17 protein-coding genes are annotated in these 14,533 nt (G+C 42.5%); 16 read left to right on the top strand and 1 reads right to left on the bottom strand.

The window, feature by feature from the left end; genetic code table 11:
• The first annotated feature begins 158 nt into the window (after positions 1-158).
• From H3U73_RS07170 to speD, 4 genes are read left to right on the top strand one after another with little or no spacing between them, the layout of a single operon-like run.
• Positions 159-557 carry a DUF350 domain-containing protein gene (locus tag H3U73_RS07170; protein ID WP_025330045.1) on the top strand — a complete coding sequence of 133 codons (399 nt, stop codon included), beginning with the start codon at positions 159-161 and terminating at the stop codon, positions 555-557.
• Between the two features lie 31 nt (positions 558-588).
• Positions 589-1,632 carry an SPFH domain-containing protein gene (locus H3U73_RS07165; RefSeq protein ID WP_084551306.1) on the top strand — a complete coding sequence of 348 codons (1,044 nt, stop codon included), beginning with the start codon at positions 589-591 and terminating at the stop codon, positions 1,630-1,632.
• A gap of 8 nt (positions 1,633-1,640) precedes the next feature.
• Positions 1,641-3,479 (top strand): DUF4178 domain-containing protein, encoded by a 1,839-nt coding sequence (locus H3U73_RS07160; protein WP_084551308.1) that lies wholly within the window; start codon positions 1,641-1,643, stop codon positions 3,477-3,479.
• The gene (gene speD / locus H3U73_RS07155) at positions 3,467-3,844 is read left to right on the top strand and encodes an adenosylmethionine decarboxylase (protein ID WP_084551310.1); all 378 of its coding nucleotides are present in this window, start codon (positions 3,467-3,469) and stop codon (positions 3,842-3,844) included. Before H3U73_RS07160 ends, speD begins: the two co-directional genes overlap by 13 nt.
• 287 nt (positions 3,845-4,131) lie before the next feature.
• Here speD and H3U73_RS07150 read toward each other — a convergent pair whose 3' ends face one another.
• A complete protein-coding gene (locus tag H3U73_RS07150; protein WP_038648650.1) occupies positions 4,132-4,938 on the bottom strand; it encodes an outer membrane protein assembly factor BamD in 807 nt (268 codons plus the stop codon).
• Here H3U73_RS07150 and rluD point away from each other — a divergent pair.
• The 12 genes from rluD (at position 4,937) to H3U73_RS07090 (ending at position 14,532) form a co-directional block, all read left to right on the top strand.
• Positions 4,937-6,067, top strand: a complete 1,131-nt coding sequence (gene rluD, locus H3U73_RS07145) for a 23S rRNA pseudouridine(1911/1915/1917) synthase RluD (protein ID WP_084551314.1) — start codon at positions 4,937-4,939, stop codon at positions 6,065-6,067. The two genes, H3U73_RS07150 and rluD, sit on opposite strands and share 2 nt — an antisense overlap.
• A gap of 9 nt (positions 6,068-6,076) precedes the next feature.
• Positions 6,077-6,868, top strand: coding sequence for a peptidoglycan editing factor PgeF (gene pgeF / locus H3U73_RS07140; RefSeq protein WP_084551316.1), 792 nt, complete (start codon positions 6,077-6,079; stop codon positions 6,866-6,868).
• A gap of 320 nt (positions 6,869-7,188) precedes the next feature.
• Positions 7,189-7,716: a DUF6882 domain-containing protein gene (locus H3U73_RS07135; protein WP_174829805.1), complete on the top strand. Its 528-nt coding sequence runs from the start codon at positions 7,189-7,191 to the stop codon at positions 7,714-7,716.
• A 401-nt stretch (positions 7,717-8,117) separates the two neighbouring features.
• Positions 8,118-8,849: a beta-ketoacyl synthase chain length factor gene (locus tag H3U73_RS07130; protein WP_037392580.1), complete on the top strand. Its 732-nt coding sequence runs from the start codon at positions 8,118-8,120 to the stop codon at positions 8,847-8,849.
• 41 nt (positions 8,850-8,890) lie between these two features.
• Positions 8,891-9,616 (top strand): 1-acyl-sn-glycerol-3-phosphate acyltransferase, encoded by a 726-nt coding sequence (locus tag H3U73_RS07125; protein ID WP_232336239.1) that lies wholly within the window; start codon positions 8,891-8,893, stop codon positions 9,614-9,616.
• 3 nt (positions 9,617-9,619) lie between these two features.
• Positions 9,620-9,877: a phosphopantetheine-binding protein gene (locus H3U73_RS07120; protein WP_037392583.1), complete on the top strand. Its 258-nt coding sequence runs from the start codon at positions 9,620-9,622 to the stop codon at positions 9,875-9,877.
• Between the two features lie 37 nt (positions 9,878-9,914).
• A complete protein-coding gene (locus H3U73_RS07115) occupies positions 9,915-10,172 on the top strand; it encodes an acyl carrier protein (protein ID WP_025330056.1) in 258 nt (85 codons plus the stop codon).
• Entirely contained in the window at positions 10,165-10,713 is a 549-nt protein-coding gene (locus tag H3U73_RS07110) for a hypothetical protein (RefSeq protein ID WP_198190268.1), read from the top strand. Before H3U73_RS07115 ends, H3U73_RS07110 begins: the two co-directional genes overlap by 8 nt.
• 2 nt (positions 10,714-10,715) lie before the next feature.
• Entirely contained in the window at positions 10,716-12,419 is a 1,704-nt protein-coding gene (locus H3U73_RS07105) for an AMP-binding protein (protein WP_172397397.1), read from the top strand.
• On the top strand, positions 12,416-13,156 hold the full coding sequence (locus H3U73_RS07100; protein WP_084564741.1) for a glycosyltransferase family 2 protein: 741 nt from the start codon (positions 12,416-12,418) through the stop codon (positions 13,154-13,156). Before H3U73_RS07105 ends, H3U73_RS07100 begins: the two co-directional genes overlap by 4 nt.
• Positions 13,149-14,099, top strand: coding sequence for a glycosyl transferase family 2 (locus H3U73_RS07095; RefSeq protein WP_078474298.1), 951 nt, complete (start codon positions 13,149-13,151; stop codon positions 14,097-14,099). Before H3U73_RS07100 ends, H3U73_RS07095 begins: the two co-directional genes overlap by 8 nt.
• Entirely contained in the window at positions 14,083-14,532 is a 450-nt protein-coding gene (locus H3U73_RS07090) for a thioesterase family protein (RefSeq protein WP_084551338.1), read from the top strand. Before H3U73_RS07095 ends, H3U73_RS07090 begins: the two co-directional genes overlap by 17 nt.
• Position 14,533: the final 1 nt, after the last annotated feature.

Here is a 14,533-nt window from a genome sequence, read left to right as displayed (position 1 = left end):
GCTGCTGTGAGGCATCCTGTCTGACTAAACTGTATATACTGATAAGGCAGCAGTTATATTCAGATGTTAAATTTCTGCATAATAAAGTAAATTCAACACTATACAAAATAATTATTATACGGTATGTTTAACATCAGAAATAATCGGGATAATAAATAATGACAATTCCTTTATTGCAATATCTCCAATATTTAAAATATTTTGCGGTGGCGCTGTCCATGCTAATCGCATTTGCTTTGTTATATATGCGTATTACTCCTGTAGCTGAGCTGAAATTAATTAAACAAGGGAATATTGCCTGTGCTGTTTCGCTGAGCGGCTCAATGATTGGTTTTTGCATCACTCTGACTTCCAGTATGCTGCAATCAGTTAATCTGGTCAGTTTTATTATCTGGGGCATAGCAGCCATGATTATTCAGATTCTGGTGTATTTGATTGCTACCCTGCTGATACCTAAAGCTAATCAGGAACTGGTTAATAATAATATTGCAGTCGGAATTCTGTTTTTTGGTTTGTCTGTGGCTATCGGTATTCTCAATGCTGCAGCATTAAGTTAAAAATTAACTTTATTTAAACTGGATACGAACAATGGTAATGAATTCAATTTTTGGCAGTAATGGTCTGGGTGGCTTCATTAAGAAACAATTTATTGACGTTATCCAGTGGGAAAATCCTGACCCGGATGTATTAATGTGGCGGTTTCCCTTACAGGATCAGGAAATTCAGAATGGTGCTGCTCTGGTGGTGCGTGAAGCACAGTCTGCTCTTTTTGTGGATGAAGGTCAGATTGCAGATCAGTTTGGTACAGGAACATTTACCCTTAATACCCAGAATCTGCCTTTACTCACCAATCTGAAAAACTGGAGTAAATTATTTCAGTCTCCATTTAAATCGGATGTGTATTTTTTCAATCTGCGTCAGCAATTATCCAGACGCTGGGGGACTGCACAGCCAGTTACCATTCGCGACAGTGATTTTGGCGCCATCGCTGTACGCTCGTTTGGCATGTACACTTTTCGCATTGCCCAGCCGGCAGTTTTCTTTCGTGAAGTAAGCGGTGTCTGTGAAGAATACCGAACTGAAACACTGGAAGAGCAGTTGCGTAATCTGGTCATTACTCAGATGGCCACTGCTTTTGGCAATTCTTCTATTCCTTTTCTGGATATGGCTGCTAACCAGCTAATGCTGTCACAGCAAATGATCACATTACTAAAACCGGCTTTTGCAGAGCTCGGACTGGAGCTGGAAAAATTTACTGTGGAAAGCATTACTCTGCCGGAAAATCTGCAAAAGCGTCTGGATGAGCGTATCGGCATGGGTATTGTCGGGGATATAGCACGTTACACCCAGTATCAGACTGCACAGGCTATTCCGCTGGCAGCGGAGAATGAAGGCGGTATTGCCGGAATTGGTGCCGGACTGGCTGCCGGTATGAATATAGCCACTGTGATGACTTCAGGCCTGACCGGAACGGTGGCTGCACAGACTGCACCGGCCGGTAGTACTGAAAACGGATCTTCAGATTTAACTGCGCGGCTCGCGCAACTGAAAACATTGCTGGAGCAAAATCTGATTAGTCAGAATGATTATGATACTGCCAAGGCTGAGATTATCAAAAAAATCACCGGTTAATTCGCAGTATGAATAGTTCATCCTCTTATCTGCTGCACACAAGCTGTCCCAGCTGCGGGGCTGAAATCGGAATCCGTTCAGCCACCGCAGTCACTGCGGTTTGCGGCTATTGTCATTCTGTTTTATTAGTTAATCAGAATAAACTGCTTCAATCAGGGCGCCATTCTGCAGTATTGAATGATTTATCTCCGCTGCAAATCGGTACTACCGGTAAGTGGCAGGGTAAGTCATTTATTCTGATCGGGCGTATACAAGTACATTATGAAGCAGGTTTATGGAATGAGTGGCATGCACTGTTAGAAGATGGCAGCAGTGCATGGCTGTCTGAAACTAATGACCGTTTTGCTTTTACCCGTTTGCAGCCGGCATCTGCCGGTGAGGAAAAATTACCCGAATTCAGTAGTCTGAAAGTCGGTAAAACATTTTTTAAGTATCAGTCACGTTGGTATGCAGTAGCTGATATTCACAAAACCAGCCGCGGTCAGTATGTGGCTGAAGGTGAGTTACCTGTATCGCTGCCAAATTCTGAAACAGCACTAGCAGCTGATTGCCGTAATGGTTTGTCATTTATTACGCTGGATTACTCATCCGGTCAGCAACAGCCTGAAGTATTTGCAGGCCGGGGAGTGACCCTGAAATCACTGAAACTGCAAAACACTCGCAGAAAAGAACAAATACGCAGCCAGGCCGGTTATGTAAAAGGCAGAACTAAAAGAGGTAAATGCCCGAGTTGCGGCGGTGAAATTCTCTGGGTAAGCGGAGTAACCGATTACGTACTATGCCAGTATTGCCACGGTCAGATGGATATGAGTGAAGACGCGGCATTACAGAAAAACATCAGTGAGAAGCGTGAATGGTATGAGCGTCAGTTAACCATTAAAATTGGCAGTAAAGCACGTATCAACAATGAAGACTGGTGGGTACTGGGTGCAATGATACTGGTGGAATTACCAGTACAGATAGCTTTTCCGGATGTACCTTTGTATGTTCAGGTTATGCGTGAAGAGACAGAGGAAGAAGACAGTCTTGGCTGGACTGAATATCTGCTTTACTCACCCAGAAAAGGCTTTTTATGGCTGCTGGAGCTGGAAAATAATCAATGGGCAATGGCTTCAACACTGGACGATTGGCCTATTTTAAACGGACCATTGCAACCGCTCGATTTAAAAAGAGAAGATATTCCGTTTTTATATGATTATGCTGCCCATGTAATGTATGCTGCCGGTGCATTTTACTGGCAGGTTGCTCCGGGCGACAGAATGTATTATATCGATTATGGTTGCAAGGCGCATAAACTGTCTACAACGCTCACGGACAACGAACAATCATGGTCTGTGGTCAGCACCATCCCTGCTTCTCTGGTGGCTGCATGGTTTCAAAATGATAAAAATATCAGTATTAAAGCAAAACCCCTTGAGCGGGATAAAGCTGTTGAAATTGTGCGTGAACATCAAGGCATTAAAGCAAAAGATTTTAATGCCGACAATATCAGAAAATGGTCCCGGCAAACCTTTATAAATTCTCTGTTTAATATTTATAACCCTAATTTCTGGATAGCTTTATTTGTTGTTTTAAATTTACCGGTAATTTTTATAATATTGGTCGGCGGACCGGCTGATTATGACTATGGAATTGATGCGGTGCTAGTGTTTATATTTGCTTTTAGTTTACTGTCGACTGTGCCCAAATTAAAAACTCGTCAATTAAATAAAACCAGGAAATACAATATTTATATTGCTGCAATACTATTAATTGCATTTACATGGATAGATTATGCCGCGCATGAAACAGATACAAACTCTTCGGGCGGGCATTATTATAGTAGCAGCGGGCGATGGCACAAATAAAACAGCTTAGTCATAGTGTAGGGCAGCACTGTTTACTGGATGTTTATCAAACAAACGGTAACTGGTTGCAGGATGCTGTTGCCATCGAAGAATTATTGCGTCAGGCTGCGCAGGCAGCACAGGCGCATATTCTTACCAGTTATTTTCATACTTTCGGCGGCAACGGTGGTGTTACGGGTGTATTGTTATTGGCTGAATCACATATCAGTATCCATACATGGCCTGAATATCACTATGCTGCCATTGATATATTTATGTGCGGACAGTTACTGACTGAAGCTGCTGTGGCAAAATTACAAAAATTATTACCGGATGCACAGATGCAGATTCGCTGGTTAGCACGCGAATATTTGCCAAAAGTATAAAATTTTTTCTGAACTGAAATCAGGGTAACAATAATCAAAACATACTTTTCAATTTCAGAAACGATGCCTGCAGAAATTCCGAATATATTGAATAAATATTTGCTGTAAAAAAGAATAAAGATTACTTGTATTTGTAAGTCCTGATTACTTCTGTGCACCATGTGCAAAAACTATACAGAGCAGAATAATCAATTGTACATATACAAAAAATCAGACCAATACCTGCGAATTGGTCTGATTAAGAAGTGTAGCTTATCTGAGACTGAGTACCGGAATATCAGCCGTAATTACTTCCAGTAACGCCACCATGGAATGGTATTGTGATCCTGCCATGGTTTCTGTAAATACGGGCTGTTCGGGAAATTCTGTGCCAGTACACGTTTGGTGTCATCACTGAGTTTCTGCTCGCCCAGATTTGCATATGCTGAAACCATTATTGCCAGAGCTTCTTCAACATTTGGCGTATTCTGAAATTGAGAAATGACAGTCTGTGCCCGTCCTACCGCAGCAAGCCATGCACCGCGCTTCATATAATAGCGTGCCACGGAGAGTTCATTACCACCCAGTGCATCCAGCAGTTTCTGCATTTTGGCACGGGCGTCGTCAGCATATTTGCTCTGTGGAAAATACTGTACGAGCAGAGCAAAAGTAGCATAAGCTTCACGGTTTGCTTTAGGATCGCGGTCAGACCAGTCCTGTTTTGCCAGTTTGCTGACAAATGATTTGTCTTCATTGAGCTGAATCAGCGCTTTCAAATATAGCGCATAATCCATATTCGGATGTTGCGGATAAAGACGCTGGAACTGTTCAATAGCAGCCAGTGCCTTATCGTTCTCATCATCCTTATAATAAGCATAAGCCGTATCCAGCTGAGCCTGTTCGGCATAAGAACCATAAGGAAAACGTGCCTGCAGAATTTCGTATAATTTCTCTGCATGAGTATAATTACGGTGCATCAGCTCATCATGTGCTTCATTGTACAGACGCTGAACTGACCAGTCCTGGGTAATCTGGGAATCTTTATCTACCGTACTTGTGCTGGCACAGGCACTCAGTAACAGGCCTAAGGCCACCGCCAAAAACAAATTTTTCATGAAAGACACTTCTTTGTTAGAGAATGATGACGATTATAACGATGATTTGCCATTTACGGCAGATGATAGTACACAAAGTTATAAAAATTGGACAGTACCTAATGAACTGGCCGGCCTGCGTCTGGATGCCGCACTGGCAAAACTGGCACCGGAATTTTCCCGCAGCCGGCTGACTGCGTGGATAAAAGACGGACATGTCACAGTCAATGGCAGCGTAGTCCCGCCCAAGTATAAACTGATTGGCGGCGAAGCCATACAGGCAGCCATCCAGCAGGATGAAAGTCAGCTGGCTTTCATACCGCAGGCTATGTCACTGGATATTATATATGAAGATGATAGTGTACTGGTACTGAATAAACCGGCCGGGCTGGTTGTACATCCTGCAGCAGGAAACTGGCAGGGCACATTACTCAATGGTCTGCTCGCGTATTGCCCGGCACTGACACAAGTACCACGAGCCGGTATCGTGCACCGTCTGGATAAAGATACCAGCGGATTAATGGTTGTTGCCAAAACCATAGTCGCACAAACTCATCTGGTTCGTCAGTTACAGGCACGGACAGTCAAACGTACCTATCGTGCTGTTGCTGACGGGGTAGTGCCGTTTGACGGTAAAATTGAAACACTGATCGGACGTGATCCGCATAATCGTACCCGTATGGCTGTTGTCCCTTTTGGCGGCAAAGAGGCCATTACGCATGTAAAAGTACTCGAACGTTATGCCGATTTCAGCTATATCGAATGTCAGCTGGAAACCGGCCGTACTCATCAGATTCGCGTGCATATGAAAGCTGCCGGACATCCGCTTGCCGGAGATGCTCTTTATGGTAATCCGCGCCATCACGCCACAACAGAAGTCAGAGACGCTGTTAAAATGCTGGCACGTCAGGCACTGCATGCCTACCGGCTGAGTTTTATTCATCCGCAAACTCAGGAGAACATGCAATTTGAAGCTCCGTTACCGGCTGATATTTATCATTTACTGTCTGTACTGCGTTTACAGGCTGGCATGGACTCTTCCATTAAAACCGAAGACCAATGGCAGCAGCGGCTGAGTGCGGAAGCATCTGAAGATGAAGACTGGGACGACGATGATTATGATGTGGATGTTATTTATGTACGCGAATAGGACAGAGGAATGAATCAGTGGGACATGAATCGGGCACTCGGTCTGAATCAGAATAAAAATGTCTTTTTTAATGCACAATGGCCGGCACCAGCCAGTGTGCATACCTTGTTTACAACACGTCAGGGCGGTGTGAGCCAGCCACCGTTCAGTTCATTGAATGTCGGAGCACATGTCGGTGATAACGCAGATGCCGTGCAGCATAATCGTGCATTAGTACAACAACAGGTAGCAAAACCTCTGGCTTATTTGAATCAGGTGCACAGTGCAGATGTTATTAATGCTGTATCTGCGTTAACTGCATTGCAGTCAGGTACACCGGCCAATGCTGATGCAAGCTTTTGTCACCGCGGCGAATCGGCAGCCTGTGCGATTATGACAGCCGATTGTTTGCCGGTATTATTGTGTGACCGTGCCGGAACAGTAGTTGCCGCTGCACATGCCGGCTGGCGCGGGCTGGCAAACGGAGTATTGCAGAATACTGTAGAGGCTATGCAGGTTAACCCTCTGGAAATATTAGCTTATCTTGGTCCTGCAATCGGACCGGAAGCTTTTGAAGTCGGCGCTGAGGTATGGGAGGTGTTTTGTCTGAAACAGCCAAAGGCACAGACTGCATTTACAGATATTAGTAATGAGCACTATCTGGCTGATATTTATGCTCTGGCACGGCTGGCTCTCGCAGATGCCGGTGTGCATCAGGTATATGGTGGAACGGAATGTACTGTATTGCAGCGTGAGCGTTATTTTTCTTATCGTCGTGACGGGAAAACCGGACGTATGCTTAGTGCAATCTGGCTCGAATAAAACCGCAATGGATTAAATTGCTTACAAATTGAATTCATTTTTTAGCCAGAGCATCAATGTTTTTTAGAAAAGAATCAACTTAAAAATAAATCGTTGATGCTTCTGCCGAAAAATTTAATCCGGTCATGCATGCTAATAAAGTGGTAAGTATCTAATAATAATGCTTAAATAATATTGTAGGTATATACTTTGTTAAATTAACTATATAAAACTGATTTAGAAGTTGATAATTATCGTGATATAATTCAATTAGTTATAACAATCAATAAATTATGTAAAATAATTGTTTCTTAACCAGCATTATAAACAGGGGATAAAACATGGGTAATTTCTTAAAAAAACTTTTTGGCAGCAAAGAGAAAAATACTGATCAGCATACAACAGAGCTTTCCGAGCCAGAGCTTACCATTGCACGCGCAAATAACGAGATACAATTACGCACGCAGATAGCAATAGATACTTGGGGTCTTGATACTGCTGAATGGAGTGCAGACCTTGATACCGGTACGATTACTTTTGTCAGTCATGAAAAAAAACTGATGGTAACTGCCCCAGTACAAATAGTTGGTACATACAATACTGAAGACAATACCTGGTTATGGGGATGGGATCATCCGTCAGTCAGTGAATCGCTCAGTGTAGCTGCACAAAAAGTACGAGATTTTGGTACAGAATATAATCTGGAAGCACTCACCACTCGCAAACTTGAGATTTCTATGGATGATGCATGGGGATTTGCTGCACTTGCGTGTTACCTCAGCGGCGGTGAAGGCTGCTATACCGGTTCGGCAGACACAACGAAAATATTCATGGTCTATGGTACGGTAACAATAAGTAATAAAGACTAACTAGCAAACTATTATCGAAGTAATCAGTAAGATTAGATGTGCATTACTTTGCGGATATGACATTGAAATTTCCATAAATAAGCGCTTTAACAGAGGAGCACTGCTTTTATGTGCTGATAGGTATATACTAATATCTGCAAATAAATTAATTTAAAATCCAAATAATAATTAACACTTAATTTAAATTTTAAATTACATTTAACCATTTACTCTTAATATTTTTAATCATTAACTATTAGATATTTATGGTATTTAATATTGTATAATCAAATACTTTAAAATTTACCAAATATATTGAAATTAAATTGATTCAAATGACATTAACAATTAACAAAAAATCTTATTGTTTATTGTTATATATTTACATATAATGCCAAGTTTATAAGATTTTCAACAGATATATGAAATTTTCAATATCTGACTGGCATGCTGTTAGTCCTTTTCATCATACGCCGGAAGACTGGCAAAAATGGGTTGCTCAGCGCAGAAATGTAGGTGGTTTACCGGTTAAAGATGTGGATTTATCTTTTTTGCCGGCAATGAAAAGACGCCGCTTAAGCTCTGCTGCTCGTTTGATGTTTGCTGCGTCATGGCCGCTGCTGCAAGAGGATGCTTCCTGTCCGGTAGTTTTTGTTTCTCATGATGGTGAGATCAACCGCAGTTTTCAATTGTGGAAAAGCCTGATACAGCAAGAAGAGTTATCACCCACTTCGTTTGCCTTATCAGTACATAATGCCATTATCGGACAATGGTCGCTGATGCGGGGTGATATGAGCGAAAGTATTGCGCTGACTGCCAGATACAATGGTTTGGAAATCGGAGTTACTGAGGCTGTAGGTCTGCTGGAAGAGGGGGCATCACAGGTTTTGGTAGTCGTAGTAGAAGAACCTCTGGCTGAGGAATATAACGTAGCTGCTGTACGTGCTCCGTTTCCGCTGGCACTGGGGTTAATTATTACCAGAGGTGAACAGGTAAGCCTGACTTATTCAACAGCAGATACTGGCAACGAATTATTATCTGGTGAACTGAATTATTACAGTAGTGCACTGGAATGGATTACACAGCAGATTACAGCGCAACCGGTGCGTCATCAATCTGCGGAGCAAGGTATCTGGCAGTGGCAAATTGGTTAACGGATTGGTGTAACTGGCTGTGGCGCTGGTGTGCAACAGCAATGGGTTTTGTAATTTTTGGTGTATTCGGGCTGCTGTTTAAAATAATTCTGTGGCCTTATACCTTACCTGCTGCAAGAAAAAATGCAGGCAGCCAGATAAAGGCGCGACGGCTGGTTGCATCTGTCTGGGCGTTATTTATCCGTTATCTGAGTATCACAGGAGTTATTGCTGTCCGCTATCATGGTTTTGAACGTTTGGGTCGCCCCGGGCAACTGATTTTAGTGAATCATCCTTCATTACTGGATGTTGTGTTTATGCTGGCCAAAGTACCGGTGCTCAACTGTATTGTTAAGAAGGATTTGTTGCATAATCCGGTAATGAAAAACTCGATACTTGCCTGTGGATTTTTACCGAATGATGAATCCTTACAGGTTATTGAGGATGCGGATGCAATACTGCGCAGCGGGCAGAGTATGCTGATTTTTCCTGAAGGCACACGTACCGGATGGGATAATAAAATTTGTTTTAATCGTGGTGCTGTGTCTATCGGATTACGCAGTGCCAGCGTAATTACTCCGGTCGTGATTGTCATGAATCCGCCGGCACTGAAAAAAAACCAACCCTGGTATCAGATACCAAAACAGAAAATTCATTATGATTTTTATGTTGGTGATGATATCGATCCACAGCAGTGGTTACAACGCAAACCTTTGCCAATTGCGGCAAGACAACTTAACCAGCAGTTGCAGGAATATTTCCAGCAGGAATGCAGTAGAAGAAAGTAGTAAATGAGCGATTTAGTTATTCAGATTAAAGAATTAATTATTGACAGTTTAGGGCTGGAAGATATCACAACAGATGATATAGGTGATGATATGGCCTTATTCGGGGATGATGGTCTAGGACTTGATTCAGTAGATGCTCTGGAGTTAGGTCTGGCCATTCAGAAAAAATTTGGTTTGCAAATGGAAAGTGACAGCAGCCAGCTGCGCGAGTATTTTTTTAGTGTTAATACATTAGCAAATTACATCCAAAGCAAACGTTAAAGATAACCTGTTTTTATTTTAAAAGGGAAACCTGTGTATGACTGAACAGGAAATTTATGCCATTCTGGCAAATGCACTGGAAAATCTGTTTGAAATTGCTCCAGAGCGAATCAAGCCGGAAGCCGATTTATTTGCAGATTTAGAAATTGACAGTATTGATGCCATTGATCTGATTGATTATATCAAGCGCCAGACTGGACACAAATTACAGGCAGAGGATTTTCGCAATGTGCGTACGGTAGCTGATGTGATTCAGGCAGTCATGAACAAGGCCAAACAGGCCGAGAATGCCTAAATTATATCCGGTAATTAATACTGTACTCGTTCTGGTCAGTATCCTTTACCCGTTTATCTGGTATTTTGGTCAAAAATACACCGGTGTTATTCCGGTTGCAGTATTAATGGCGCTGATCTGGCTGTTACGGGCATTACTTAATCGTCAGCCATTACAAAAGCTGTTGTCATGTGCAGTAATGTTACTGTTTATCGTTTTAGCATGGCTGCATTCAGCTAAAGCCATGTACTGGTATCCGGTAATGGTAAGTGCGCTGCTTTTGCTGGTATTTGGTGCAAGTCTGTATAGCCGGCAGTCTTTAATTGAGCGTCTTGCCCGCTTACAGCGTCCTGATCTGCCTGCTTCAGGTGTACGCTATACCAGACGTATTACTCAGATATGGTGCGGTTTTTTTTGTGTGAATATCATAATTACCGCTGGTTTGATTACCGGTGAATACTGGCACGCATGGACTGTATATACAGGGCTGATTTCTTATCTGCTGATGGGAATACTGTTTGGCGGAGAGTTTCTGTATCGGCAGTTAATATTAAAAATATAAATATGATGACGTCAGAGCAATTCTGGGCAGAGCGGGCCCGAAGTCAGGCTTTATTTACTACTGGTCAGAGCAGCCTGAGCTGGCAGCAGGCCATGGCACAAATAATGGCATTAAGCCAGTATTTGTCTGATCATTCTGTCAAACGTGCCGGTCTGTATTTTGATGATAGTGCTCATTTTGCTATCGCTTTACTGGCATGTGTGCAGGCCGGTACAGATGTTTATCTGCCGGCTAATCTTTCTGATGAAAATGCTCAGTGGCTGGAGCAGACTGTAGATATTTATCTGTCTGATGAAATTAATAATCAACTAAATATTCCGTCATTACCGGCATCTGCATGGATTTCACAGAGTTACAGTGAATCTGACAGAAAGCCAATAAATAATATCGCGGTATTTTTGCAAACATCAGGTTCTACCGGTAAAGCCAAACTGATTAAAAAAGACTGGAACGTATTGTGTCTTGAGGCACAGATTCTGGCAGCGGTATTACCGGATTCAGTTATCAAAGACCAGCCGGTTGTGCTGGGCAGTGTCAGTGTACAGCATATGTATGGGCTGAGCTTTCTTATTATGCTCAGCATGTATCTGGGATTGCCGCTTTATCGCCAGCGCCTTATTTTTCCGGAGTTATTGCTGGTAACTAGTCAGGCTTTTAAAAAAGTGATCTGGATCAGCAGCCCGACTTTACTGCATACATTCCGGCAGACTCATGATATCTCTCTGGCTAAAGGGCATGTGAGTGCTGTTATTTCTGCCGGCGGAATACTGGCACAAACCAATAAAGATTTTTTGCATGAGCATATCTGCTCTGAAGTAATTGAAATTTATGGCAGTACTGAAACTGGCGCAGTAGCCAGTCGAATCAAACAGCCATACTGGCAGTTTTTTCCTGATATTAGTTATAGCGTTAGTCAGAATGGTTTGTCTGTTCAGTCGCAGCGCTGTACTACCGGGCAATTACTGGCTGATGCAGTGGTGGAGCATGAAAATGGTTTTGATTTGTTAGGCAGGATAGACCGGATTATCAAACTGGCAGATAAACGTATTTCCCTTATGCAACTGGAAAATCAGCTTATGCAGCATGAATGGGTTGCTGATATTCATATTCTAAAGCATCCTGAGGGTACTCATCTTGCTGCATGGGTGGCTTTGACCGATGCCGGCATTCAGGAATGGTGCAAACAGGGGCGCAAAGTTATTATTCATCAGTTAAAAAACTATCTGGCTAAAAGTCAGGAAAAAATTGCCTTGCCGCGCCATTGGCGGTTTACAACAGTGTTACCGCGCAATACACAAAGTAAACTGAATCCGGAGGATGTACAACAGGCCATTTTACAGCCAGTTATCAATCCTGTTGTTCTGGATCAGAAAATGATTTCTGCAGATGAATACTGGTTACGTATTCAGGTCCCTCTGGATCTGGAGTATTTCAAAGGTCATTTCGATGTATTTCATCTGGTACCGGGCGTTATTCAGATTAAATGGATAATAGAACTGCTACAACAATGTTCGTGGCTGGTTCAGGCACCGTTACAAATGGAAAATCTGAAATTTCAACATTTTCTTCGGCCAGCTGATGTTGTTGAACTGGTATTTAAGCGTGATTGTGTCCGCAGAAAAATTTCCTTTCAATGCACAATGCAGGATAAAAAAATTACTTCCGGCCGGTTGGTGATACCTGATAGTGAAAGTGATGCATCATGAAAGTGCTGGCATTGATTCCGCATTATAACCATTTGCATACAGTAGGTAAGGTAGCTCAGTCGATGCTGGGCTACGGGATAGATTGTCTGATTGTAGATGACGGTTCTGATGAAACAATTCGTACGCAATTACGTGAATTATTACAACCCGGTATTGAAATAATTTATCGTGCCAGTAACGGTGGCAAAGGTGCAGCGGTTAAGGATGGCATAAAGTATGCTGCCGTACATGGCTATACACATATTTTGCAGGTAGATGCTGATGCACAGCATTGTCTGGAAGATACGCAAAAACTGATAACTGCCGCTGAAGCACAGCCTCATGCAGTTATTTGCGGGCGACCGGTTTACAATGACGATACACCAAAAGCACGTCTTTATGGACGTAAAATTACTAATTTCTGGTTGGCAGTAAATACGTTATCAATGGATATTCAAGATGGAATGTGCGGATTCCGTATTTATCCGCTGGTTCCTACCTTTGATGTGATCAGAGAAAAAAAAATCGGTAATTACATGGATTTTGATGCTGAGCTTCTGGTGCATCTGCATCGGCGGGGCTGTGTCTTTATCTGGATTGATACCCCGATTACTTATGCTTCCGATGGTATTTCCCATTTTCGGGTCTGGAAGGATAATGTTCTGATTTCCAGAATGCATGCACGTTTATTTGTCAATATGTTATTGAATTTACCGGAGATTTTGAGGCAGCGCCGGAAAAGGAAGCTCCATGGCTAATTCAATCCGACACTGGGCTAATCAGCAGGAACGGGGAAGTAGCTTTGCCTTGCTTCTGACCCGTTATCTGGTTAAATATTGTCCTGTACTGCTTTTGTCACCGATAGTTTGTATAGTAGTGGCATATTTTTATCTGACCGCGTCATCGGCACGCCGAAATGTTGCCTGTTATCAGCATTTATTAGCAGAAAACCATACAGAGCTGTCCCGGATTCTGTCCGTAAAAGGATCTGTATTCCGGCAATTTTATGCTTTTGCTCAGGCTATAGTCGACCGCTTCGCGGTCTGGCAGGGGCGCATCAGATATGAAGATCTGATTATTCATGATCCGGATAATCTTACTCAGTATATTGATCAGCCTGTTGCAGGTACTACGGGTCAGATATTTGTCTGTTCACATTTAGGAAATACAGAAATCTGCCGTGCATTAGTCAAAAAACATAAGAGTCTTATACTGAATGTGCTGATTCATAGCAGCCATGCAGTGAAATTTAATCAGGCTTTAAAAGACGCCGGTGCTTCACGGATTCGTTTAATTCAGGTGACATCTCTGGATACAAAGGTAATGATGGAGCTGAATGAAAGAGTGCAGCGTGGTGAGTGGCTGGCTATTGCTGCTGACCGTGTACCGGTAAGAGGAGAGAAAATTGTAGCCATCCCATTTCTCGGGCAGACAGCAAACTGGCCGCAGGGACCATGGTTATTAGCCGGATTATTAAAAGTACCAGTCAATACCTTGTTCTGCTTTAAACAGCAGGGTAAGTATCATTTACATATTCAGCGTTTTGCAGCAAATGTGAACTGGAAACGGCAAAAAAGGGAGCATTGTATTAAACAATATGTTCAGCAATATGCTCAATTGTTAGGTACTTATTGCTGTAAAGCACCAAGACAATGGTTTAATTTTTTTGATTTTTGGAATCAGAATGACAGAGCAATATAAGCAGTTACGGCACAGTGTGATTATTGAAGTACCTTTCTTTGATGTCGACTCAATGGATATTGTCTGGCACGGACATTATGTCAAATATCTGGAAGTAGCACGCTGTGCTTTTTTAAGTGCTATAGGTTATGATTACAACGTCATGAAAACCAACGGTTATGGCTGGCCGATTGTGCAACTGAATCTCAAGTATGTACGACCGGCTGTTTTCGGACAGAAAATCCGCGTTGAAGTTGTATTAAAAGAATATGAAAGCTGTTTGAAGTTTGATTATGTCATTAGTGACATTATCAGCGGCAAAAAGCTTACCAAGGCATCAAGTATGCAGGTTGCTGTGTGTATGCAGACACGGGAAACTCAGTTTCAGACGCCTGAAAGCTGGTTACAGGCAGTGCGAAATGCCATGCAAAATGGTTTGAAAGGGGAAGATTAAT

The organism is Snodgrassella sp. W8124 (assembly GCF_016100875.1).
Classification (GTDB): Bacteria; Pseudomonadota; Gammaproteobacteria; order Burkholderiales; family Neisseriaceae; genus Snodgrassella; species Snodgrassella alvi.
Note: the sequence above shows the minus strand (reverse complement) of the source record. Positions and strands in the feature narration are given on the sequence as shown.